The sequence below is a fragment of the Rhodococcus sp. NPDC056516 genome (genome assembly GCF_042794655.1).
GTDB lineage: Bacteria > Actinomycetota > Actinomycetes > Mycobacteriales > Mycobacteriaceae > Rhodococcus_F.
Map to the genome: position 1 here is coordinate 647656 of NZ_JBHTTG010000001.1, position 24447 is coordinate 672102.

The 24447-nt window shown below is 62.3% G+C and carries 21 protein-coding genes; 17 read left to right on the forward strand and 4 right to left on the reverse strand.

Annotated elements, in window-relative coordinates; translation table 11 throughout:
• Positions 1-43 precede the first annotated feature (43 nt).
• The 10 genes from ACFQ6Y_RS03130 to ACFQ6Y_RS03175 are packed head-to-tail and all read left to right on the forward strand — an operon-like array spanning position 44 to position 10596.
• Positions 44-676, forward strand: a complete 633-nt coding sequence (locus ACFQ6Y_RS03130; RefSeq protein ID WP_230815187.1) for a DUF4178 domain-containing protein — start codon at positions 44-46, stop codon at positions 674-676.
• Complete coding sequence (locus ACFQ6Y_RS03135) at positions 673-1173, forward strand: DUF2617 family protein (RefSeq protein WP_378628867.1); 501 nt, start codon at positions 673-675, stop codon at positions 1171-1173. The genes ACFQ6Y_RS03130 and ACFQ6Y_RS03135 overlap by 4 nt, the downstream gene beginning before the upstream one ends.
• A 26-nt stretch (positions 1174-1199) precedes the next feature.
• Entirely contained in the window at positions 1200-1577 is a 378-nt protein-coding gene (locus tag ACFQ6Y_RS03140; protein WP_378629789.1) for a DUF4247 domain-containing protein, read from the forward strand.
• A complete protein-coding gene (locus ACFQ6Y_RS03145) occupies positions 1574-2077 on the forward strand; it encodes a DUF350 domain-containing protein (RefSeq protein WP_269068308.1) in 504 nt (167 codons plus the stop codon). The genes ACFQ6Y_RS03140 and ACFQ6Y_RS03145 overlap by 4 nt, the downstream gene beginning before the upstream one ends.
• Entirely contained in the window at positions 2077-3651 is a 1575-nt protein-coding gene (locus ACFQ6Y_RS03150) for a polyamine aminopropyltransferase (protein WP_378628869.1), read from the forward strand. The genes ACFQ6Y_RS03145 and ACFQ6Y_RS03150 overlap by 1 nt, the downstream gene beginning before the upstream one ends.
• Positions 3652-3703: 52 nt before the next feature.
• Entirely contained in the window at positions 3704-4444 is a 741-nt protein-coding gene (locus tag ACFQ6Y_RS03155; RefSeq protein WP_378446891.1) for an enoyl-CoA hydratase/isomerase family protein, read from the forward strand.
• Positions 4441-6003, forward strand: a complete 1563-nt coding sequence (locus tag ACFQ6Y_RS03160) for an acetolactate synthase large subunit (protein ID WP_378628871.1) — start codon at positions 4441-4443, stop codon at positions 6001-6003. Before ACFQ6Y_RS03155 ends, ACFQ6Y_RS03160 begins: the two co-directional genes overlap by 4 nt.
• A 43-nt stretch (positions 6004-6046) precedes the next feature.
• Complete coding sequence (locus tag ACFQ6Y_RS03165) at positions 6047-6724, forward strand: GAP family protein (RefSeq protein WP_378628873.1); 678 nt, start codon at positions 6047-6049, stop codon at positions 6722-6724.
• An 18-nt stretch (positions 6725-6742) separates the two neighbouring features.
• The gene (locus tag ACFQ6Y_RS03170) at positions 6743-8638 is read left to right on the forward strand and encodes an SEC-C metal-binding domain-containing protein (RefSeq protein WP_378628875.1); all 1896 of its coding nucleotides are present in this window, start codon (positions 6743-6745) and stop codon (positions 8636-8638) included.
• 35 nt (positions 8639-8673) lie between these two features.
• Positions 8674-10596 (forward strand): SEC-C metal-binding domain-containing protein, encoded by a 1923-nt coding sequence (locus ACFQ6Y_RS03175; RefSeq protein ID WP_378628877.1) that lies wholly within the window; start codon positions 8674-8676, stop codon positions 10594-10596.
• A gap of 36 nt (positions 10597-10632) precedes the next feature.
• On the opposite strand, the gene ACFQ6Y_RS03180 is transcribed toward ACFQ6Y_RS03175, so the two are convergent.
• Positions 10633-12063: a coniferyl aldehyde dehydrogenase gene (locus tag ACFQ6Y_RS03180; protein WP_378628879.1), complete on the reverse strand. Its 1431-nt coding sequence runs from the start codon at positions 12061-12063 to the stop codon at positions 10633-10635.
• Between the two features lie 109 nt (positions 12064-12172).
• On the opposite strand from ACFQ6Y_RS03180, the gene ACFQ6Y_RS03185 reads away from it, so the two are divergent.
• The 5 genes from ACFQ6Y_RS03185 (at position 12173) to ACFQ6Y_RS03205 (ending at position 17894) form a co-directional block, all read left to right on the forward strand.
• Entirely contained in the window at positions 12173-12970 is a 798-nt protein-coding gene (locus tag ACFQ6Y_RS03185; protein WP_378531354.1) for an enoyl-CoA hydratase, read from the forward strand.
• A 45-nt stretch (positions 12971-13015) separates the two neighbouring features.
• Positions 13016-14536 (forward strand): acyl-CoA synthetase, encoded by a 1521-nt coding sequence (locus tag ACFQ6Y_RS03190; protein WP_378628881.1) that lies wholly within the window; start codon positions 13016-13018, stop codon positions 14534-14536.
• A 120-nt stretch (positions 14537-14656) separates the two neighbouring features.
• Complete coding sequence (locus tag ACFQ6Y_RS03195) at positions 14657-15823, forward strand: acyl-CoA dehydrogenase family protein (protein ID WP_007729538.1); 1167 nt, start codon at positions 14657-14659, stop codon at positions 15821-15823.
• A 45-nt stretch (positions 15824-15868) separates the two neighbouring features.
• Complete coding sequence (gene fabG / locus ACFQ6Y_RS03200) at positions 15869-16609, forward strand: 3-oxoacyl-ACP reductase FabG (RefSeq protein ID WP_214880049.1); 741 nt, start codon at positions 15869-15871, stop codon at positions 16607-16609.
• An 88-nt stretch (positions 16610-16697) separates the two neighbouring features.
• Positions 16698-17894 (forward strand): CaiB/BaiF CoA transferase family protein, encoded by a 1197-nt coding sequence (locus tag ACFQ6Y_RS03205; protein WP_378629791.1) that lies wholly within the window; start codon positions 16698-16700, stop codon positions 17892-17894.
• Positions 17895-17900: 6 nt separating this feature from the next.
• Here the strand turns inward: ACFQ6Y_RS03205 and ACFQ6Y_RS03210 are convergent, their stop codons facing one another.
• Positions 17901-19121 carry an acetyl-CoA C-acetyltransferase gene (locus ACFQ6Y_RS03210; protein WP_378628883.1) on the reverse strand — a complete coding sequence of 407 codons (1221 nt, stop codon included), beginning with the start codon at positions 19119-19121 and terminating at the stop codon, positions 17901-17903.
• Positions 19122-19429: 308 nt separating this feature from the next.
• On the opposite strand from ACFQ6Y_RS03210, the gene ACFQ6Y_RS03215 reads away from it, so the two are divergent.
• Complete coding sequence (locus ACFQ6Y_RS03215) at positions 19430-20620, forward strand: acyl-CoA dehydrogenase family protein (RefSeq protein ID WP_378628885.1); 1191 nt, start codon at positions 19430-19432, stop codon at positions 20618-20620.
• Between the two features lie 50 nt (positions 20621-20670).
• Here ACFQ6Y_RS03215 and ACFQ6Y_RS03220 read toward each other — a convergent pair whose 3' ends face one another.
• Entirely contained in the window at positions 20671-22341 is a 1671-nt protein-coding gene (locus tag ACFQ6Y_RS03220; RefSeq protein WP_378628887.1) for a chitobiase/beta-hexosaminidase C-terminal domain-containing protein, read from the reverse strand.
• A gap of 182 nt (positions 22342-22523) precedes the next feature.
• On the opposite strand from ACFQ6Y_RS03220, the gene ACFQ6Y_RS03225 reads away from it, so the two are divergent.
• Complete coding sequence (locus ACFQ6Y_RS03225; RefSeq protein ID WP_378628889.1) at positions 22524-23414, forward strand: LysR substrate-binding domain-containing protein; 891 nt, start codon at positions 22524-22526, stop codon at positions 23412-23414.
• Here ACFQ6Y_RS03225 and ACFQ6Y_RS03230 read toward each other — a convergent pair.
• A complete protein-coding gene (locus ACFQ6Y_RS03230; protein WP_378628892.1) occupies positions 23348-24292 on the reverse strand; it encodes a LysR family transcriptional regulator in 945 nt (314 codons plus the stop codon). The two genes, ACFQ6Y_RS03225 and ACFQ6Y_RS03230, sit on opposite strands and share 67 nt — an antisense overlap.
• Between the last annotated feature and the right edge of the window lie 155 nt (positions 24293-24447).

The window sequence follows — 24447 nt, forward strand, 5'->3', positions numbered from 1 at the left end:
CCGGCAGTCTCATCCGAAAAGGCTGAGAACGGATCGGTAGGGTATGGCCCGCGGCAACCCTGCCGAGACGATTTCGGAGAAACCGTTGACCAACGTGCTGATAGTTGTCCTGATACTCGTGGTGATCGCTGCCGTCGCGTTTGTGGTCCTGCGTGGACGCCAGGGCAAGCCGAATGCCCGCGTCGACCCGCTCGCCGACTATCCCGAGGTGTACGACCCCCACAAGATCGGGGTCGGCGACATCATCACGTACGCGGGTATCGACCACGTTGTTCGAGGGACCATCACGCTCGACGAAGAGGGGTACATCTGGCGTGAGCACCTTCTCGACGGGTCGACCGGTCGCCGCTGGCTGACGGTCGAGGACGACGAGGGTGAACTGGAGATGACTCTCTGGATGCGTCGAGAAGGAACCAACCTGGTCCCGAACGGCGACGTCATTCTCGACGACAAGGTTCACCGCAAGATCGAAAGTGGAACGGCGAAGTTCACTGCCGAGGGTACGACGGGTACAGCCCCTGCCGGTTCGATGGAATACGCGGACTACGCAACCGCCGACAAGACCGGCCTGATCGCATTCGAGAAGTGGGCGCGTGGACAGTCGTGGGAGGTTTCCACGGGACGAGCGGTCACGCGCAGCGAACTCACCGTCATCCACTCCGGCCCACCGGAATGAGTCTGTATCTACTCGACGTGGAACCGACCGACGTGGACGCCGCTGCACTGGGGTTGGTACTGGGAGCTCCCGCGCCGCCGACCCTCGCCGAGTTGGTGATCGAAACTGCCGATGCGACGTTGACGCTGGGGGTGCTCGGGGCGTCGCACGTGGTGACGGCCTGGGTGTCGGGAACGAAGCTGACCGAACAGGTTTCGTGTGATGCTCTTGCGGCCGGCGGTGAACCGTTGCCCGCAATGGAGTCCACGGCAAACTACCGGTTCGAGTCTTCCTCCACGGTCCTGGACCGAGTCGAATTCGATTCGGAAGCTGCGTCGTTGAGAGAATCCGCCGGTCAGGACGGCTGGATCTGCGGATCGTTTCCCGGTGACGAGACGGCATTGACCGCGTTGTGTGGCGTTCGAGACCGACAGGGGTGGAGTTGGCAGAGTTGGCATTTGTACCCAGGGGAGGGGACAGGAGTGATCGTGAAGACACGTAGCAGGTGGCAACCGTGAGGGGACGGACATGGTTGCCGCCCGTGATGGTGGCGGCCGCAATTGCGTTGTCCGCGTGCGGTGGCGGAGCCAAGGACTTCATCGCGGACAACTATTCAGAGTCGTCCCAGAACGGTGACGTCGTTTTGTACTCGTCGAACGATCCAGTAGGTACGACGGTGTCGCGAATCGTCGACGCTGACGAACCGGCGGCGCGAAGTGCTGACGGCGGCAACGAATACCTGCGCTACGACGACGACATCGTCACTGTCAGTTCAGCTTCGGGCGGTGGCAGCACCATCAAAGTAGAGGACATCGACGGCACGTATCGCAGCGGCGGATACGCGTATCTGGGTCCGGGTTTCAACCCGGGATCCCCAGCGGGTGGAAGCAGCGGCAGCGGCGGCTCGGGTAGTGCCAAATGACGGTAATGCTCAATGAGAAGGAGAACGGCGTGACGAACATCTTTGCATCCACTTCCGTCGAGATCGGGACGGTGGATCCGGCATTGCTCGTCGGTGGCGTTCTCGGCACCCTCGCCTATTTCGCCGTCGGCGTAGCGGTCCTGGCCACGGGTTTCCTTGTCCTCGACCTCATGACACCCGGAAATCTCCGCCATCAGGTGTACGTCGACAAGAACCCGAATGCCGCGATTCTGTTGGCTTCCAACCATCTTGCGCTGGCGATCATCGTGGTGACGGCAATCCTGACCAGTTCGGACGGCTTTGCTCAGGGGCTCGCCGACTCCGCGGTGTACGGACTGTTCGCGATCGTGTTGCAAGCGATCGCGCTGCGTTTGATGAACGCATTCCTTCCCGGCAAGCTGGTTGCACTGGTGCAGGATCCGAAGATGTGTGGCGCCGCGTGGGCTGTGGGTGTGAGCTTGCTGTCCATCGGTTTGGTGAATGCCGCAGCGCTCACCTGATGGTTGCCGCTGATCCCGATGTGAGGGTTGACGAGCGTTCGACGATGCTCGGCCCGCGTGCACGTGTGCTTCTCCTTGCGGCTGTTGCCGCGTGCGCGGCGTGCGGCCTGATTTACGAGCTGGCGCTGTTGACGCTGAGCGTGAGTCTGACCGGCGGCGGCATCACCCAGACGTCGTTGATCGTCGCGGGATTTGTTGCGGCTCTGGGTATCGGAGCGCTGGCCGCCAAACCTCTGCTGGGACACGCTGCCGTTTCGTTCGTGACGGTCGAGATACTGCTCGGCCTGATCGGCGGATTCAGCGCCGTCACTCTGTACGTGACCTTCACCTTCTTCGGTTCCAGCGCAGCAGTTCTGGTGGCCGCAACGGCGCTGATCGGCATCCTCGTCGGTGCCGAAGTGCCTCTGCTGATGACGCTCTTGCAATCTGGTCGGAGCGACAACGACGCGCAGAGCACTGGAAAAGTGCTGGCAAACCTCAATGCCGCCGACTACCTCGGCGCGTTGATCGGTGGCCTGCTGTGGCCGTTCGTACTGCTGCCGTGGGCGGGCATGATTCGCGGCGCCGCACTCACCGGCATGATCAACCTCGTGGCCGCGGCAGTTGTCGCGTTGATCCTTCTCCGGTGGCAGCTCAGCCTGCGAGCACGATCGATCGCCGTCGTCGCAATGCTGTTGGCGGCGAGCTTGATCGGATGGCTGCTGATCGCGGCCTCGGACATCGAGACCACGTCGAGGCAGCGTCTGTACACCGATCCGGTGGTGGCCGCCGAGCGGTCGGTGTACCAGGAAATCGTCGTCACCGAGCGGGGAAACGACGTGCGCTTGTTCCTCGACGGAGACCTGCAGTTCTCCAGTGTCGACGAGCATCGCTATACCGAGTCGCTGGTGTATCCGGCACTGGTGAACGATCCGCGGCGGGTGCTGATTCTGGGCGGCGGTGACGGCCTCGCTGCACGGGAAGTGCTGCGGATGAACAGCGTCGAGCAGATCGTCCAGGTCGAACTCGATCCGGCCGTGATCGAATTGGCCAACACCCGTCTTCGCGATCTGAACGAGGGAGCCCTCGAGGATCCGCGGGTGAACGTCGTTCTCGACGACGCGTTCCGGTGGTTACGAGAAAGCCCGGAACCGGGTTTCGACGCGGTCATCGTCGACCTACCGGATCCTGACACGCCTGCACTGGGCAGGTTGTATTCCGTGGAGTTCTACGGACTTGCCGCTGCCGCGATGAATCCGGGCGGGTTGATGGTCGTCCAGTCCGGCAGTCCGTACTCGACACCGGATGCGTATTGGCGAACGGTGTCGACGGTATCGGCTGTCGGGCTGAGTGTCTCGCCCTACCACGTCTTCGTGCCGAGCTTCGGTGACTGGGGATATGTGCTCGCGCAAGCAGGATCCACTCCACCCGGCCTTCGTCTGCCCGCTGATGTGCCGGAATTACGGTTCCTCGACGAGCCGACGCTGGCGTCGGCATCGGTGTTTCCGCGCGATCGCCCGAGGCGGGAGTTGGAGCCCTCGACCCTCGACCGGCCACGCATCGTCGACGATATGCGCAAGGGCTACGAACGCTGAACTCCGGACCTAGTAGCTTGAATCGAGACTCTCGGCTACGACGGAGGTACGAATGACTGTTCGGATCGAGGAGCACACACCGGGAGTTCGGTTGCTCACGATGGACCGCCAGGAGAGGCGCAACGCGCTCGACGCGAAGACGTACCGCGAACTCACGAACGCGATCCGGGATTCGGACGGCGACGATGCAGTGCGGGTTTCGGTGCTGACGGGTGCCGGTGGTGTCTTCACCAGTGGTAACGACATCGGAAGTTTTCAGGACACTGCCGGCGAGGACGGCGGTGAGGCCAAGGATCTGTTGATCGCACTTGTCACCGCACGTAAACCGATTGTCGCAGCGGTCGAAGGATTTGCAGTCGGGATCGGCACCACGATGTTGTTGCACTGCGACCTGGCATTTGCCGGACGAGGTACACGATTCCGCTTGCCGTTCGTTCCGCTCGGGCTCTCGCCCGAGGGTGGATCGAGCTATTTGTTGCCACAGATCGCGGGCCTCAAACGCGCGACCGAACTGTTGATGCTCGGAGATATGTTCGACGCCGACGAGGCCGCCGAGGCCGGTCTGGTCAATCGCGTCGTGGAGGCCGGCACCGCACTCGACGTGGCGCTGGACCGTGCAGTTCGCATTGCAGACTCCCCGGCTGAATCGGTAGCGCTCACGAAGATGCTGCTCCGTCGACCGCATCTCGACTCCCTGCTGGAAACCATCGACGTGGAGTCGGATCATTTCGCGAGACGGCGACGATCCGATGAAGCGCAAGAAGCATTCGCAGCTTTCATGAAGAAGAGGTGACCGATATGAATGGTGCACAGTCACTTATCCAGAGTCTGGTCGACTCGGGTGTCGAGGTGTGCTTCGGTAATCCCGGAACGTCCGAGATGCATTTTGTTGCCGCACTCGATTCCGTTCCCCGGATGCGAGCCGTACTCGGCCTATTCGAGGGCGCTGTGACCGGTGCCGCGGACGGCTACGCACGGATCGCCGGAAAGCCTGCCGCGACGCTGCTCCATCTCGGCCCCGGTATGGCGAACGGACTGGCGAACCTTCACAACGCGCGCCGCGCCCACACACCGATCGTGAACATCGTCGGGGACCACGCGACATATCATCACGGTTTCGACGCTCCTCTCGAATCGAACATCGACGCGCTGACCGAATGGCTGGAGGGGTGGAGTCGACGTTCCGAATCCACTGCGACCGTCGGTAGCGATGCGGCTGACGCCGTTGCCGCGTCAATGGATTCGCCCGGAAGGATCGCGACACTGGTCCTACCTGCTGACGTCTCGTGGGGCGAAGGTGGAGTGCTTGCGGAGCCTCGGGACATACCGCCGCGAGCGGAAGCTTCTGCAGCACAGATCGACTCGGTGGTAGGCGCGCTCAATGCCGAGGGCCGCGCGACGCTACTGCTGGGCGGCGCAGCGTGTTCCGAAGCCGGACTGCGCGCCGCTTCCCGGATCGCCGTCGCGACGGGTGCGCAGATTCTGGTCGAAACCTTCCCAGCGAGGCTTCAACGGGGCGCCGGGCTACCGTCATTCGAGCGCTTAGGGTACTTCGCCGAGCACGCCACCGAACAACTTCGCGGAACAACTCAGCTGGTTCTGGCCGGCGCGGTTTCGCCGGTCTCATTCTTTGCGTATCCCGGAAAACCGAGTGATCTGGCACCGGAGGGCGCTGCGGTGACAACGTTGGCGAGCGTCGGCGACGATGTTGCCGGTGCTCTGGAAGCAGTGGCAGAACTCGTGGCACCGGGAGTCGAACCTGTTCTGCAGGAAGTGAATCGGCCAGCACTACCGAGCGGGCCTCTGGACGTTCGAAATTGGGCCGACGTTATCGGTGCCCTGCTGCCAGGCGATGCCATCATCTCCGACGAGGCTGCCACTTCCGGTTGGGCGATTCCGATCGCCCTCGCCGGAGCGCCGCGCCACGACGTGCTTACGCTCACCGGAGGGGCCATCGGCCAGGGAATTCCGGTTGCGACGGGCGCCGCGGTGGCAGCGCCGGAGCGGCCGGTGATCAATCTCGAAGCCGACGGAAGCGCGATGTACACGATCACGGCGTTGTGGACGCAGGCGCGAGAGCAGTTGAACGTCACGACGATTCTGCTCAACAATCGCGCCTACGCCATTCTGCGTGGCGAGTTGCAACGCGTCGGCGCAGAAGGCGCCGGCGTCGTCGCACAGTCGATGCTGGATCTGTCGTCTCCGAACATGGATTACGTCAAGATCTCCGAGGGCCTGGGTGTGCCGGCGTCACGGGCGAGCACGGCGGAGGAGTTGGCGGAGCAGTTTGCCGCAGCGCTGGCGGAGCCCGGTCCGCATCTCATCGAGGTCATGCTGCCACCCCCGTCATGATTTCGTGTCGGTCATCGATCGTGTGTTCAACTGGAGGTTTTCGGTGCTAGCCGCGATCGGTCTGTCTCTGCCTCTTGCCCTCGGTCTGCTTTTCGTCTCGATGCCCATGGCAGTGATCGTGCTCGTGATGGTTACCGCCGGAGCACTTCGCGGGGCGGCATCTTTTCTCCTCGGGTGGGTGCTCGGTATATCGGCGGTCGTTGCAGCGACCATCGTGATCGCGGACTACTCGTTCGCGGAGTCGGAGTCGTCGCAGACTTCGGTGTGGTCGAGCGTCGTACGAATCGTGTTGGGCCTTGTTCTGTTCGGATTGGCGTACAAGCAGTGGCGAGCGCGACCGAGAGACGGAAGTGATCCGACAGTTCCGAAGTGGATGAAGAGCATCGACGGATTGACGCCGCGCAAGGCTTTCGGGTTGGCGTTCTTGTCCGCGGCGGTCAATCCCAAGAACGCTGCGCTGGCGGTATCCGGTGCGGCCACTATCGCGGTCGCCACGAATGTTGTTGCTCAACAGATTGTTGCGGCGGTCGTCTTCACGGTGATCGCCAGCGTCGGCATCGCGTCGCCGATCCTGGTGAAGGTGTTCTCCGGCAAGCGAGCCGACGAGATCCTCGCCTCCGCGAAGGCATGGATGACCGCCAACAACGCAGTGATGATGGCGGTCATCCTGGCGATCCTCGGTGCGACCGTGCTGGGCGAGGGGCTCAGTGGACTGCAATAAGTCGCCTACCATTGGCGGGTGACTGATTTCGACGACGACGCTGCTGGTTCCATTGCCTCCGCTGCTGTGGCTGTTCTGCGCGAGCAAGGCCCGCTGAGTCTCGAAGAGTGGGCGACCCATCTCGAGGAGTACGGAACTGCGACCGAGTTGGCCGATGTACTCGAGTACCTGTCCGAACCGATGCTCGGGTACCTGCCCAACGGAAAGTACTTCGCCCTCGACGCGGCCCTCGAAGGGCTCGTGTTCACTCACCGGCTCAGTGAGCTCGAGATTGCGTCCGACATCCTTGACGCGAGCCCCGACCTGGAACCGATCTTGGCGTTCGGCGGCGGCGAAGACGGAGCGATCCGGGTGGCTTTGGCGGAAGTAGCAGCCCTGGAACGCGGAGCTGCTCCCTTCCGGAGTCGACGAGTTGTGGTTCTCCCGGTCGGAACCCTGGGCGAGTGTGCCGACGGCGATCTCGTCGGTCTTGCCGTCGAAGACGGAAGACTTGCTTTTCGCCTGGTGGAGATCGAGGACGAGCCCGATCTTGCTCCCGCCCTGGACGCGCTTTTCGAGGACGACGGAGTCGAGGCACTCGATTCCGTGTGCTGGCAACTCCTCCTCGCGGATCCGTCACTTTTCACGGTTCCCATTGCGCCGCTGGGTGAGTTCTTCGAGGCGGCAGGCTACGAACATGAGCGAGAATTGCTGGCGCGTCGGGGATTCGACTTCGACGCTTACGATCTGCAGATTCGGACAGCCTTGGTCGCCAGCACCTACGACCTGACCCACGACGAGGCTGTCTCTGCCGTCGCGTTTGTCGATCTGGCGGATCGCGGATACACCGACGCGGTCATCGCCGACTTCGATATCGCGGACTGGGCCCACCGTCATGTGAGCGCTGCCCCGGATTCTTTTGTCTCACTAGCAGATCCGGGTGCAGCGGTAGCAGTGTTCGATCTCGGATTTCGGAATCAGGATCCGGTGACCGATGCGATTCTCGAAGCGCTTGCAGCCGAACTGGCCGAGCGAGGGCCGAGGTCGGTGCGGGCGGCGGCTCATTGGCTGGCCGGTAAGGCCGTCGATCGGCTGGGACGCGTCCTCGAAGCGGAAGCGCACTACGAGAAGGCGCTACTTGCCGAATCTGGTTGGGGTCCTGCTTTGTTCGAATTGGCGCAGTTCGCGTCGGACCGCGGCGACGTGATCCGGGCACTGTCACTGCTCGGGCGGATCGACGGCGGAAGTGAAGAGAATCTCTACGCCGTACTGCAGGACTTCGTCCCGGCCGATCACCCGGAACTCGGGCGAAACGACAAGTGCTGGTGTGGTTCCGGCCGCAAGTACAAGGTTTGCCACCTCGGAAAGGCAGATGAATCCGTCAAGGCGGACGGTCGGTGGTTGTACAAGAAGGCATGTCTGTTTGCCTTTGCCTCCGAGTTCGTCGACACCGTGACCGGGCTCGACGATCTCGAAAACGAGAATCTCTCCGAGGACGAACTACTCGCCGCCACGATCTTCGACGGCTCGGCACTGGATGTGGCTCTGTTCGAGGGTGGGATCTTTGCCGACTTCCTGGCCAGACGCAGTGAACTCCTCCCGGAGGCGGAAGTAGTGACAGCCGCGCAGTGGCTCGGAACCAGCAGGTCGGTGTACGAGGTGGTCGAATCTTCGGACACCGGTGTCGTGCTGCTCGATCGTGGGTCCAAGGAGACCGTCACGGTTTCGCGCTCGGTCGAAGGCAAGCCCGGTGATGTGATCAGTGCTCGGGTCCTGACGGCCCCCACGGGCGCGCTTGCGGTGGGCGTGGTGGTCATGGCTTCGCAATCGCAGGCCGCGAGGGTTCTCGAGGTTCTTGCTTCCGAGGATCTCGACGCCGACGAACTGGTGCGTGAGTCGCGTGGAGGCGCCGATCACTCGACCGATGACCGGTGACGATGTATCGAGTCGACCCCGTTAAAGTTGGATAGGTGAACGAACCGATGGATGCCAATGACTTGATCGCCGAAGCCGCGATGGAGTTGTTGCGTGAGCACGGCCCGCAGACAGCGGCGGACTGGGGCACCCTGTTGGCTGATGCCGGGCACGGTACAGCCGAGGACATGGCCGAATTCGTCGAGTACGTCGAGGACCCACTGCTCGGATACTTGAGTGAGGAGCGGTACGCCGCACTCGACACGTTGTTCGAGCATCGAGTGTTGACCCATCGCCTCACCGAAGCGGAGATCAAGTCCGGCGTTCTCGACGCCAATCCCGATCTGATGATGCTGCGAGTTTTCCTCGATCGTGACGACGACGAGATCCACGGCATCAGCGTCGTGCATCGCGGGATCGACGACGATCTGTTGGCTGATCGTGGGATCGAAGACCCGGAGTTCCCGCACGACGAAGGTTTTCTGCTCGACACCGACACCCTTGCCGAGTGCTCGGCAGGTGACTTGATCGGATTGTTCGTCGCTGACCGCGAGTTGACGCTCTGCACCATCCCCGAGGTACTGGATCCCGCACCCGGATTCGGCGAGAACCTGGCGACGGTCCTTGCCGACATCGGTGCGGACACCCTCGATGCCATTGTCTGGCAGTTGATGCTCGACGAGCCGTCGCTGTTCCGTCAGCCGACCGCACCGCTGGGCGAGATGCTCGAGGCGGCAGGTTACGTTCGCGACGGTGATTACGTTGCGGTGGACGGTTTCGATTTCGAGGCGTACCACCTGGCGAACCGGGCCAGGATGCTCGAGATTCGAGAGAACCTGCACTCCGAAGAAGCCGCGTCGGTGATCGCCTTCGTCGATGTGGTCATGGCCGCGAAAGCCGAAGGTGTCGAGGATGTCTCGGACTGGGCGCGCAAGCAGATCAAGGAGGATCCGCAGACCTTCGTCGGCATCGCCGAGCCGCCCGCGGCTGCGGCAGCATTGGAACTGTTGTCCGAACTCGATGACCATGATTCCGCATTGCATTCTGTTGCAACTGCTCTCGCGGAGAAGGGGCCGCGCCGAGTCAAGCCGGCAGCGCACTGGCTGGCGGGCAAGGCTTCGGACCGTCTCGGCAAGATCCTGGCCGCTGAGGCGTCGTACGAATCAGCGCACGATCTTGATCCCGACTGGACTCCGGCGATCTTCGATCTGGCGCTACTGGCGGCCGATCGCAGCGACGTGACGCGAGCGCTGGCTTTGCTGGGCCGGATCGAGGGCGGCGAGTCCGAAGTTCTGCATGAGGTTCTTCAGCGCTATGCGCCGGCCGAGCATCCTGAGCTCGGTCGAAATGACAAGTGCTGGTGCGGTTCCGGTCGAAAGTTCAAGGTTTGTCATCTCGGTAAGTCCGAAGTGACTTTCGACGATCGGGCCAGCTGGCTCTACGTCAAGGCTCAGTTGTTCTCGCGCACACCGGAGTACTTCGACGCCGTATTCGATCTCGCGCTCATTCGTGCCGAGCAGTTCAACAGCGAAGAGGCACTGACGCTGGCCGTCGAAGGTGGTTTGGCCGTCGATGCTGCCTTGTTCGACGTCGGCATCTTCGAGGCGTTTGTCGAGCGCCGCGGAGAACTGCTGCCCTCCGACGAGCGGGAACTGGCCGACGAGTGGTTGAAAATTGCGCGCTCGGTGTACAAGGTTGCCTCGACGGAGCCGGGACAGTTGGTGACCCTCAGCGACGTCCGCAACGGTCATCTGGTGAAGGTCACGGACGAGTGGGGCTCGCTGAACCTCGAGCCAGGCACACTCGTGTGTGCTCGTGTTCTTCCGGCCGGGTCCACGATGCGCACCTTCGGTGGCATCGAACCGCTTGCGGTAGAAGACAAGAAAGAGCTGATCCAACTGATCGAGTCGCAGGACACCGAGCCGGGTCAGTTGGTGGAGTTCCTCAGCCGCGGCCTTGCCGGTGCGCCTTTCCGGTAGCGCGAACTACCAAAAAGGCGCACGGGGCCGGAGGCCCTAGGGCGTCACCTGAGCCAACATCATCTGCTCGAAACCCTCACCGTAAGGCGGGAGCATTCCCCACTCGCCGCGCGGATCATGCTGCGCTGCTTCGAATACCGTTCGCGCGTGACTGAACTCGAGGAAACCCTCGCGCCCGTGGTAGTGCCCGATACCCGAAGCCCCGACGCCGCCGAAGGGTGCGTCGCTCAGTCCGGGGTGAGACATCGCGTCGTTGATGGTGACGCCACCCGAGACGGTGCGTTCGAGTACGGACTCCTTCTCGTCCAGATCGGTTCCGAAGTAGTACAGCGCCAACGGCTTCGGACGTGAATTGATGTCCGCGACAACGCTGTCGAGTTCGTCGTACGGCAGGATCACGACGGCCGGCCCGAAGATCTCCTCCTTCATGATCAGTGCGTCGGTCGGAGGGTCGACCACAATTCGCAGTGGGCGACGACGAGTGTCAGCGGAGAGTTCTTCGTCGGGAACGGTGATGATTCGTGCTCCACGTTCTTCGGCGTCCTCGATGTACCCCTCGATGCGTGCAAGGTGACGATCGCTGACTATCGAGACCATGTTCTTGTTGTCGGCGATGGTGGGGAACAGTCCCGTGAACTGATCGGTGAATGCGCCGATGAACGCTTCCGTGTTCTCGCGTGGGACGTAGATCAGATCGGGAGAGACGCAGAGTTGACCGGCGTTGGTCGACTTCGCGATAGCCAAACGCGAAGCAGCAGAGGTGATATCGGCACTGCGGCTCAAGACGCTCGGTGACTTGCCGCCGAGTTCGAGGGTGACCGGAACCAGGTTCTTCGCAGCATTGGCCATGACCAGCTTGCCGACGGTCGTGCTGCCGGTGAAGACGAGGTGGTCGAAAGGCAGGGACGTCAGCAGATCAGCGACTTCCGGGCCGCCGGTCACCACCGCGACCTCCACAGGGTCGAGCGTTCGACGCGCCGCCTCGGCCAGGACGGCCGCAGTGTTGGGCACGATCTCCGACGGTTTGAGAACCGCGCGATTTCCCGCTCCCAGAGCGCACGCGAGGGGGCTCAGGAGAGTGAAGAGTGGTGCGTTCCAGGTTCCGATGATGCCGATCGAGCCCTTGGGTTGGTACGACACGTACGCCGTGGCACCGAGTTGGTCCTGCATCGCTCCGGTCGCTCTCGGTGAGCGAATCATCCACTCTTCGAGAGAATCACGAACGTGCTTGAGTGAAACCATCGATCCCAGAACGTCATTCATCACCGAGTAGGCCGGAATTCGACCGCCGAAGTCTTCGTTGATCGCTTCGGTCAAATCCTTGTGGTTTGCGACCAGGAGATCGACGACGCGTTGGATGCGCTCGCGTCGTGTCTGCGCGGACGGAAGCCCGGCGGCGCGAGTTGCTTCCTGCTGGGCGCGCAGTATCTGTTCGAGATCGGTGGTGACGGCGACATCGGTGCTCATGGGCACTCCTCGTAGTGGCGAAGTATTGACCGGACCGTATCGACGCGGCGCGAGCGGATGCCCTTTTCGTCTCGTTGACCGGGACGGATTCGATTGGTAGAGAGAACACATGTCGCAGACACAGGTAGAAAACACTGCAGTGAAGATTTCCGTCGAGGAATCGGTGGGACTCGGTTTCCTGACGCTCGATCGGCCGGCGCGCCGCAATCCGCTCTCGGCGGAGACCATGCGCGAGGTGACGGCTGCCCTTCTCGAGTTGGCTGCGGACGAGCGCGTACGGGTTGTCGTCGTGCGCGCTGAAGGCCCGGTGTTCTCCGCGGGCCACGATCTGACGGAGATGATCGGGAGAACCCTCGAGGACGAGCGGGCGATCTTCGACGGCTGTACCGAGATGATGGAGACCGTGCAGCGGATTCCGCAGCCGGTGATTGCCGCAGTCCAGGGCCCGGCTATCGCGGCGGGCTGCCAGTTGGCCGCGTCGTGTGATCTGGTCGTTGCAGCGTCGAACGCTGTTTTCGGTACTCCCGGCGTCAAGATCGGACTGTTCTGCTCGACGCCGATGGTTGCTCTGAGCAGGGCGGTAGGGCGCAAGCGGTCGATGCAGATGTTGCTGACCGGTCAGACGATCGACGCCGAGACCGCTGCGGATTGGGGTCTGGTGAACTTTGTCGTCCCGCCCGAAGACCTTGACCGGGAGGTGCGCGAACTGGCCGCCAAGATCACGACGGCCAGCCCCTTGACGGTGAAGATCGGCAAGCAGGCGTTCTATCACCAGATCGATCTGCCGCAAGCGCAGGCGTACGAGGCGATGGCGGAAACGATGGCAACCAACGCCGTGACCTGCGACGCTCAAGAAGGTATGCAAGCCTTCGTGGACAAGCGAAAGCCCGAATGGCGCAATAAGTAACGATCGCTCTTCCGGTTTAGTTGGACGTCCTATAACCTGGGGCGCATGAGCCTGGATCCACGCACCAACACCGTCGACGGAGTGCTTCGGCGCTCGGCAGCCAAGTACCCCGACCGCGTAGCCGTCGTCTTCGAGGATCGCACCCGCACGTACCGCGAACTCGACGACGCGGTCACCCGGGTCGCGGCCTATCTGCTCGGTCTGGGTCTCGAACACGGCGACCGCGTCGCGGCATACGGAACCAATTCCGACGCCTATGCAATCGGATTCCTTGCTTGTGCGCGAGCAGGTTTGGTGCATGTTCCGGTCAATTACGCACTCAAGGGGGACGAACTCCGGTACCTCGTGGCGCAGTCGGGCGCCCGCGCGGTGTTGGTGGATCCGGCATTGGCGTCGACGCTCGACTCGGTCCGCTCCGACCTTGATCTCGACCACGTGATCGCGCTGCGGGATGCAGAACTGTCGGTCGTCACGATCGGTGAGGCAGGCGAGGTACCGGTCTTCGAACCGCGTGCGACGTCGACGGATCTGGCGCAGCTGCTCTATACCTCGGGTACCACCTCGAAGCCCAAGGGCGCCATGATGTCTCACGGTGCGCTGGTTCACGAGTACGTGTCCTCGGTGATCGCGCTGGGGCTCGACAAGAGTGACAACCCGTTGATCTGCATGCCGATGTACCACTCCGCGGGCATGCACGTCTTCATGCTGCCGTACCTGTCCGTGGGCGCGACGGTCAGTCTGATGCAGGCGCCGGACATCCCGGAAATCCTGCGCCGTGTCGAAGCCGAAAAGATCGGATCGCTGTTCCTGGCTCCGACCGTGTGGGTACCGCTGGCCAACCATCCTGACCTCGAGACCCGCGATCTGTCCTCGCTGAAGAAGGCGCAGTACGGCGCCTCGATCATGCCGGTCACCGTGCTCAATCGCCTGCGTGAGCGTTACCCGGACATCGGCTTCTACAACTGCTTCGGTCAGTCCGAAATCGGTCCACTGGCAACAGTTCTCCAGCCCAGCGAGCATGCCGATCGTCCGTCTTCCTGCGGTCGCGCGGTGTTCTTCGTCGAAACCCGCGTGGTCGACGCCGACGGAAACGACGTCGCCGACGGTGAGTCCGGTGAGGTTCTCTACCGCTCGCCGCAGCTGTGCAACGGCTACTGGGAGAATCCGGAAGCCACCGCCGAGGCCTTCCGTGACGGCTGGTTCCATTCCGGCGATCTGGTCGTGCGGGATGAAGAAGGTTTCATCACAGTCGTCGACCGGATCAAGGACGTCATCAACACCGGCGGCATCCTGGTGGCGTCGCGCGAGGTCGAAGATGCGGTGTACACGCACCCCGCAGTGGCAGAAGTTGCCGTGATCGGTACGCCCGACGAGAAGTGGATCGAGGCCGTCACCGCGATCGTCGTGCTCAAGGCCGGCAACGACGAGTTGACGCCCGAGGCGTTGATTGCCCACGTCAAGGAACGGATCGCTCCGTTCAAGGTGCCCAAGCACGTCCGTTTCGTGGCCGAACTCCCGCGCAATCAGAGCGGCAAGCTACTGAAGCGGGAACTGCGCACCGTCTGAGACTTGCTATAGGTTCTGCCTTACCTTCGGTTCGTTTTCAGGTCTTTGACTCCGATTGCCTCACGGTATTGACTCCGGAGGACGGCATGGACTTCGGAAACAGCAAGGTGAGTGGTGGGAATGCAGGTCGATGCAGATGACTTCGCAGATATCTTGGCGACTGCGCGGGAGTTCATCCGAAAGGAAGTCGTTCCGCGTGAGCAGGAGATAGCCGACACCGACGCCATTCCTGAGGACATACGCAAGAAAGCCGCAGCCATCGGGCTGTTCGGCTACGCGATCCCTCAGGAATGGGGTGGGCTCGGACTCGACCTCACCCAAGACGTCGAATTGGCAATGGAATTCGGCTACACCTCCCTGGCGCTGCGCTCGATGTTCGGTACCAACAACGGAATTGCCGGGCAGGTATTGGTCGGCTTCGGTACCGACGAGCAGAAGGCTCAGTGGCTCGAGCGCATCGCCTCCGGTGACGTCGTGGCTTCGTTCGCTCTGACCGAACCGGGCGCGGGCTCCAACCCGGCCGGCCTTCGGACCAAGGCAGTTCTGGACGGATCCGACTGGGTCATCGACGGCAACAAGCGGTTCATCACCAATGCTCCACTGGCGCAGCTGTTCGTGGTGTTCGCACGCACCCGCCCGGCGGATTCCGATGGTCCGGGAATCGCAGTGTTCCTGGTTCCGGCCGACACGCCGGGCGTCACGGTCGGCCCCAAGGACAAGAAGATGGGTCAGGAAGGTGCTTGGACCTCCGAGGTCACCTTCGACAACGTCCGGGTTCCCGAGTCGGCCCTCGTCGGTGGCGACCAGGACACCGGATACCGCGCTGCGATGACGTCTCTCGCACGCGGACGAGTCCATATCGCGGCGCTCTCGGTAGGAGCAGCACAGCGAGCGCTCGACGAATCTGTCGCGTTCTCCGTGGTCACGGAACAGGGCGGTACCGCTATCGGCGACTTCCAACTGGTTCAAGCGATGCTGGCCGACCAGCAGGCCGGTGTCATGGCCGGGCGTGCGATGGTGCGTGAGGTAGCCGCGCGGTACGTGAGCGGTGAGGATCGACGTCTCGGCCCCTCGGCGGCAAAGCTTTTCTGCACCGAGATGGTGGGCAAGGTCGCGGATCTCGCCGTGCAGATCCACGGTGGCAACGGGTACATGCGCGGCGTGCCGGTCGAACGCATCTACCGTGAAGTTCGCCTGTTGCGCCTGTACGAGGGAACCAGCGAAATCCAGCGACTGATTCTCGGCGGTGGGCTCGTGGCGCAAGCGAAAAAGCAAAACCAGCGCTGACACCTTTTTACCTGACGAGCTTTTAACCTCACGAACGGAGTGGACATGGGATTGTTGGACGGCAAGGTCGCAGTGGTGACGGGCGGAGCACAGGGGATCGGGCTCGAAATTGCGCGCACCTTCATCAAGGAAGGCGCGACCGTCGTCATCGGCGACATCAACGAAGGCGTGGGAACGGCTGCGGTCGCCGAACTCGGCGGAGAGTCGGTCGCCCGTTTCGCTTCCTGCGACGTTCGGGACTCGGGACAGGTCGAGGCAATGCTCGATCTGGCTGAAAGCGCTTTCGGCCCAGTCGATGTCATGGTCAACAACGCCGGCATGACTCGCGATGCCACGATGCGGAAGATGACCGAGCAGGACTTCGATGACGTGATCGCCGTTCACCTCAAGGGAGCGTGGAACGGGACACGCGCTGCCGCAGCCCGCATGCGTGAGCGCGAAACCGGCGCAATCGTGAACATCTCGTCGATCTCCGGCAAGGTCGGCATGCTCGGGCAGACCAACTACTCCGCCGCCAAGGCCGGCATCGTCGGTCTGACGAAGGCCGCGGCAAAAGAGGTCGCATTCAAGAACGTTCGCGTCAACGCCGTTCAGCCCGGACTGGTCCGCACGGCAATGACCGAGGCGATGCCCGAACGGATCTGGAACGAGAAGCTGGCCGAGATTCCGATGGGGCGCGCAGCCGAGCCTTCGGAAGTTGCTTCGGTTGTACTGTTCCTCGCGAGCGACCTCTCGAGCTACATGACGGGTACGGTTCTCGAGATCACCGGCGGCCGCCACATCTGAAACGGTCCTGTTCGAGTGCAAGAATTCAGAGTGCAAGAATTCAGAGTGCAAAACTTCTGGGTGTAAAACTTCTGGGGTGACTACTGACATGGGACAGCCGAACTCGGACCTTCCGCTCGACGGAATCACCGTAGTTGCACTCGAACAGGCGGTGGCGGCACCGCTCGCCACCAGACATCTCGCGGACATGGGTGCGCGGGTGATCAAGATAGAACGCGTCGGTGAGGGTGACTTCGCGCGTCACTACGACCAAGCGGTTCACGGTCAGGCATCACACTTCGTGTGGCTCAACCGTTCCAAGGAATCCATCGCCGTCGACGTGAAATCGGAATCCGGCCGGCAGATCGTTCTCGACCTTGTCGCGCGAGCCGACGTGTTCCTGCAGAACCTGGCTCCTGACGCTGCCGCGAGACTGGGTTTCGGCGCGGAGCAACTGCGCGAGAAATTCCCACGGCTCATCGTGATCGACATGTCCGGCTACGGCAGCGCCGGCCCACGGCGCGAGCGCAAGGCCTACGACATGTTGGTCCAAGCCGAGACCGGAATGATCTCCGTGACAGGCACACCGGAAACGGCCACCAAGACCGGCATCCCGGTCTCGGACATCGCAGCAGGAATGTACGCGCTGACTTCGATTCTGAGCGCCCTGTTCCGTAGAGAGCGAACGGGCAGGGGAGCGCTCGTCGAGGTCTCGATGTTCGATTCGACCGTCGAGTGGCTGGGTCATCCGATGTACATGAAAATGTATGCGGACAAGCAGATTCCGCGCGTCGGTCTCGGCCATGCTGCCATCGTTCCCTACGATTCGTATCCCACGATCGACGGCGAGATCCTGATCGGCGTCCAGAACGATCGTGGATGGCGGGCACTGATGGTGGACGTGTTCGAGCGCGAGGATCTGGTCGACCATCCGCGGTACCGCACCAACATCGTGCGCGTCGAAAACCGCGGTGAGGTAGACGAATTGGTGGGTTCTCTGACTCGTCTGTACTCGACGGCAGATCTGGATCAGCGCCTGGCCGCCGCTGGTGTTCCGGCTGCGGCACTCAACGACATGGCCGGTCTGCTGGAACATCCGCAGCTGGAGAAGCGTGCCAGGTGGCGGTCCGTGGGCACCGAACATGGTCCGATCGATGCCGTGTTGCCTCCGATGACGTACTCGGATGTCGAAATGCGCATGGGTGATGTTCCAGCTCTCGGCCAGCAGACGGATTCTCTGCTGGCCGAGTTGGGGCGTACCGACGATCAGATCACGAATCTCCGAAAAGACGGATCGATCGGTTGACGCTCCCTAGCGTCGAAGGTTCTCGAACACCGCTGCAATCCCTTGTCCGCCGCCGATGCACATGGTCTCGATCCCGTACCGTCCCTGGCGCCGGTCGAGTTCGCGCAGCAGATTTGCAAGGATCCGCCCACCGGTAGCGCCGACAGGATGTCCGAGCGAGATGCCGGAACCGTTGACGTTGAACCGTTCCTCGATGTCCTGGGCGCTCAATCCCCAGGCCTTGGCGCACGCGAGAACCTGGGCCGCGAAGGCCTCGTTGACTTCGATGAGGTCGATGTCGTCGAGTGACAGGTCGACACGGGAGAGTGCCTTCGCCACGGCAGGAACCGGGCCGATGCCCATCCGGTTCGGCTCCACACCGGCCACACCCCAGCTGACCAGTTTCGCGAATGGTCGCAGGCCCAGCCGTTCGGCGTTGGCAACTGTAGTGACGATCGCGGCTGCGCCGGCGTCGTTCTGGCCGCACGCATTACCGGCGGTGACAGTGGCTTCGGGATCGACGCGACCTCGAATGGGGCGCAGTGCAGCGAGATCGGCCAACTGAATCCCTCGGCGCGGATGCTCGTCGCGAGTGACCACCGTCTGCTCACCACGGCGTCCGGGCACCGAAACGGGAATGGTCTCGTCGTCGAAATACCCGCTGTCCTGGGCATGAACTGCCCGCTCGTGTGATCGGACCGCGTAACGGTCCTGCTCGTCGCGAGTGATCGAGTACTCCCGACGCAAGTTCTCGGCGGTCTCGATCATTCCGCCCTCGACCGGGAAGTTGACTCCGCCGGAGTTCGTGCGCGGTTTGGCCAGTCGGTCGTGGAACTCGACGGAAGGGCGCTTTGTGCCCCAACGCATGTCGGTGGAGTAGAACTCGGTTCCGCTCATGCTCTCGGCGCCGCCGGCGATGACCAGGTCGCTCATCCCGGTCTGTACTTGCATCGCGGCGTAGATGATCGCTTGCAAACCTGAGCCGCAACGGCGATCGAGTTGTATTCCGGGAACGGACACGTCGAGACCGGCGTCGAGTGCCGCGATTCGCCCGATGGCCGCAGCCTCTCCGTTGGCGTAACCCTGACCGAAGATGACGTCGTCGACATCTGTGGACGCAATGCCGGTTCGTTCGACGAGGCCACGCACAACAGTGCCGGCGAGAGTGGTGACGGGAACGTCCTTGAATACTCCGCCGAATCCGCCTACCGGGGTGCGAACGGGTTCACAGATGACTGCGTCGTGCATGGAATGCGCCTGTCTCGAGGAGAGGTGGGGGATGCGTCGCGTGAAGGGACCGATCGAAGGGCCACCGCGACCTGGCCACTCGAATATCCAGCACGCGCGGCGGGATTGTCAACAGTGGGAACGACCTGTTCGGACATAGTTTCCGCCATACGGTTCGTATGTGAAATCGACTTTGACACATATACCGTTCAAGGATTGAATGGATGCACGACCTCTGCTGAGCACGGCTCGCCGCTGGTTGAAAGTTCCTGTAGTCGAATCTGTTTCGTCGACAGGAGAGTGCGAAGTACCGACTGACAGGTGGAACAGTGACTCGTTTGGCGCAGACGGCGGGATTGACCGAAACCCAGACCGACATCGTCGGGGCCGTACGAGAGTTCGTCGATCGCGTCGTCATCCCCGCGGCGCAGGAACTCGAACACTCGGATACGTATCCGGCCGACATCGTCAAGCAGATGAAGGACATGGGTCTGTTCGGACTGACCATCGACCCCGAGTACGGGGGAATCGGCGAATCACTGCTTACCTATGCGCTGTGCGTCGAAGAGTTGGCCCGCGGATGGATGAGCGTGTCCGGTGTCATCAACACGCATTTCATCGTGGCTCACATGATTTCCGCGCACGGGACGGCGGAACAGAAGGCGAAGTACCTGCCGCGTCTGGCGTCCGGAGAGCTCACCGGCGCATTCTCCATGTCCGAACCTGCATTGGGTTCGGACGTTGCCGCGATCACCACCAGGGCGCGGCGCACCGAATCGGGCGACTACGTCGTGAACGGCCAGAAGATGTGGCTGACCAACGGTGGTTCGTCGACGCTGGTTGCAGTCCTGGTCAAGACGGACGAGGGCGCGGAGAAGCCGCACAACAATCTGACGACGATATTGATCGAGAAGCCCGCAGGTTTCGGTGAGGTACTCCCGGGCCTGACCATTCCGGGCAAGCTCGAGAAGATGGGCTACAAGGGAATCGACACCACGGAGATGATCTTCGACGGTTTCGAGATCGCAGCCGAAGAGGTTCTCGGTGGCACCCCCGGTTTGGGATTTCGGCACATGATGGACGGCGTCGAGATCGGCCGGGTCAACGTCGCCGCTCGCGCTTGCGGAATCGCCCAGCGCGCTTTCGAACTGGCTGTCACCTACGCCAAGCAACGCGAGACTTTCGGCAAGCCGATCGCCGAGCATCAGGCCATCGCGTTCCGGATCGCCGAGATGGGCACCAAAGTCGAAGCGGCCCATCTGATGATGGTCAACGCTGCCAGGCTCAAGGACTCGGGTGAGCGCAACGACGTCGCCGCAGGCATGGCGAAGTACCTGGCGAGTGAATTCTGCTCGGAGGTCACGCAGGACAGCTTCCGTATCCACGGTGGGTACGGCTACTCCAAGGAATACGAGATCGAGCGGTTGATGCGCGAGGCGCCGTTCCTTCTGATCGGTGAAGGCACCAGCGACATCCAGAAGCAGATCATCAGCAAGGGCCTGCTGCGTACCTACAACTGAACCGAGAAGCGGCACCGCGAATATGCGCGGTGCCGCTTTGTCGTGTCGGGTCAGCGGTTGAAGGCCAGGGTTGTCACCGGTGACCGGTTGCCGTATGCGTCAACGGCTTCGACGCGGGCTTCGTATGCTGTGCCCGCTGCGGCATCGGGAATCGGAATGTCGAGGCTGTTCGGCCGCGGCATGAAGTAGAAGTCCGAGAGCACTTTCGACGAGACCACCTTCGCTCCGGTGGCTGTGTCCGTGACCTCGACGGCGTAGTGGTGCACCATCTGATCGTCCTTGGCCTGCGCGATCCTCAATGCGGTCGCACCGTTTTCGCCGGTCGTCACCGAGAGTGGGGTGGTCGTGGTGAATTCCGGCGCGTGCGTGTTCCGTGCCCCCTGGATGTAGCGGAAGTTGTCCTTGATCTGCTGGTTGGTCGAACCGTCGAGCTCGACCGTCCACCCCGAACCGCTCAGAGTGCCGGCGCTCGAGTACGGCGGCTGCCAACTCGCCGACCACGCGCCACCGGCGTAGATGTCGTGCTTGTCTGCCGCCATGTTGATTCGGTTGATTTCCGTGCGGTCTTGGTAGACCTCGACGAAGAGTGCTTGGGCCGTAGGTGATTCGAATCGGTTGGCGAGACCGGATTCGGTCACCATCTGATAGCCGTGATCGATTTCGATGTACGACATCGAACCGTCGTTGACCGACGTGAAGTCACGCTGATGGATCGACCGATCGTCGTTGTTGTTCAGATGCGAGTGCCCGGAGAAGAAGATTGCCTGTGGGAAGGCGCTCAAGTCCTCTGTCAGTCGTGGATTCGACGCTTGCTGGCCGTCCATGGCCGTGTTGCTGGCAGGTCGGTGGCCCTGTACGAGAATCGGTTTGGTCAGGTTCGCCGAGTCCGAGGTGATTTCGGTCAGGCGGGACTTCAGCCAATTGCGTTGTGCTGAATCATTGTTGTATGTCTCGGTGTTCACTGTGAAGAGATGGACACCGTTGACGTCGGATTCGTAGTATCCGCCACCGGAATCCGGGAACCACTCTGTCGGGTATCCCGCTCTGATCGCCGCGAGACTTGCATCGTGGTTGCCGTTGGAGATCAGCAGTTGGGTGTCGTTCATACCCTTCCTGGCGAGGTTTGCCTGGAAGATCTCTGCGACAATCTTGTGATCGGGACCCTTGCCGTCTCCGTTGTCGTTGATCATGTCGCCGTTGGACAGGATTGCGTCTGGTTTCGGGAAGATGGAACCGATTGTGTCGAAGAAGCTTTCGTACTTCTTGTCGTTGTTCGCGTGATCGCCGACGTGGACGTCGGACATCACGACGACCTGAGCCAGCGGCTTTTCCGAGGTCTTGATCAGGTAGCCGAACGAGACGGCCGCGCTCGCGTGATCGCCGCGGAAAGCGGCGACAGTGACGTTGGTGTCCTGTGCGATCTGCAACGGATGTCCCGGCGTGGCAGCTTGGCTGTCGGTGGTGGGTGTCGTTCCGTCCACGGTGTAGCGGACGGTGGCGCCGCGCTCGGCGGTGAAGGTCAGGTCGACGGGGTGCTCGTACCGTCCGCCGGGGACACTGACGCCGGGCGCTGCGGGCGGCGTGTTGTTCTCACCCGAAGAGCTGCCCCATTCGAAGGACGAACTGCCCCAGCCGGGTTCGGCTTGGGATTCGGCGGGGGCGATGCCGGGAACGGCGAGAGCCGCGGTCACGGCTGCTATCGCGATGGTCGTACGTCTCACGAGGATTCCTTGTCTTCGACGCGGTGGTTCAGACCTATCCGTAATTGGTCTGGACCAATTACGGTAGGTGGCGCCGGGTAGAAGAAGGTGTGTCCTGAATGTCCGATTAATGAAGGGTGCATGAACACCCTGCAGTGCTTGCTACCGGTATACCTGGCTGCGTTTATGGCAAAGTCGACGGCGTGGACCTACGTCAGATCGAGTACTTCCTCGCCGTTGCCGGTGGGGAGTCTCTGTCGACGGCAGCGCAGAATCTGTCGGTCACCAAGCCGTCGCTGTCGCAGGGGATTCGTGGTCTCGAGCGCGAACTCGGAGTCGAACTGTTCCACCGTGTCGGTCGCGGTTTGGTTTTGACGGCAGCAGGTCGGGCGTTGGTAGGACCGGCCAGGCAGATGATGCGCAGTAGTGCGGCCGCGTTCAATGTCGCGATCGGTACGGCCGACGAGCCTCGTGGGCGCCTCGACATCTTTTCCGCGGCACATGGTCTCGAAGGCCCGATCGCACGCATCGTGGCGAACTTTCGTGAGCAGTGGCCTGGTGTCACCGTACGTGTCGGTGAACTACCGCAGGGTGCGACGACCGAACAGGTCCTGGCAGACGGCGCGTGCGAGGTGGTCTTCAGCTATTGGCCCCCGGACATGTCGGCGCTGTCGACAAAAGTGATCGGGGTGAACGAGTACTGGCTGGCAGTGCCGTCGGGGGTACACCCGGATGTGTGGCCCAACGGCATGAAACCCGCTGCAGGAGAGCCGGTGTCATTGACGGAACTGCCCGATCTTCCGGTGGTGGGCGTGCTCAAACACTCGCGGGCGCGGCTCGCCATCGAGTCGTCCCTGCAGGCTGCCGGTGCCAGGACTCGAATGTCGACGGAGCTGGCGCAGCGGGAGACCGTCGGCGCGTTCGTCTTTGCGGGTTTGGGTATGGCGTTCATGGAGCGTTCGCTGGCCGAGAGATCGGTCGCGTCCGGCGCGGAGATATTTCCGGTGGAGCCGGCGATCTCGCTGAATTACGGCGTCGAATTCGATCCGGAGACGCTCTCCCCGTTGGGCAGGCTGTTCGTAGACGGCTTGTGACGTGTCGAAAGTTTCTCGATGTACGCGGACCCGGCCGGCGAGAGCGGGCCGTCGCGGTAGACCAAGATCGTCTGCCGGGTGATCGGTGGGAACAGCGAGCGAACCTCAGCTGCCGGGGAGTCTTGTTCGGCGATCGATCTGGGAAGCAGTGCGGCGCCTACGCCTTGGCCGACCATCTCCCGGACGGCAAGGCGATCAGGTACTTCCACCACGACGTTGGTGAGTTCCAGGTCGTCGTCGACCGAATGCCCGCGCCTGGCTGCAGAGGCCTCGACCACCATCGGCAAGCGCGCAACCACAGCGCGTGGAACCGGGTCGGGTAGTTCTGTGGCCAGGTGAACGGGGACAGACAAGACCGTTTCCTGGCTACTCACGGAGATTTCTCGAAGCCCGTCGGAGACACCGGCACCCGGGTGGGCTTCGAGAAACCCGAGTTCACACGCGCCTGCTCTGACCAGTGCTCGCACGTCCTGTGCGTTCGCGGCGGCGTTCGTGGAGAACCGAATTCCGGGTGCCGTCAGATGGAGGCGTCCGGCGACCTCGGCCACCGGGTCGATGGCCAGATCGGACTGGACAGCTAGGGCGAGTTCCCCGGCACGCAAGGTGGTTACCGCAGCCACCGCGGCTTCGGCCCGGGCAACGTCGGACAGCAACGCACGTGCAGACTCGGCGACTGCCAGTCCGACTGTGGTGGGAGTCAAACCGCGAGTGGTGCGCTCGAAGAGTGTGGCTCCGAGTGCTCGTTCGAGGTTGCGTACGGCCTGCGACAGTGACGGTTGCGAGATACGCAGGACGTCCGCGGCCGCAGTGACGCTGCCGTGGTCGACGACGGCGACGAGATACTGCGCGCTGCGTATGTCCATCCCGGGTGCCTGCATCTGACGAATTCTCCCAGATGACGGTGCCCTGGCTGTGGCGACTTGCTGCGACCTGCAGACATAGGTCTGAGCTATGGCTCTGTGCGCCTTCTCGTCTTTGTGGCGCAGGCCATAGCGATGGTCGACTGTTCCAGTACCACTGACCGCGGTTCGCG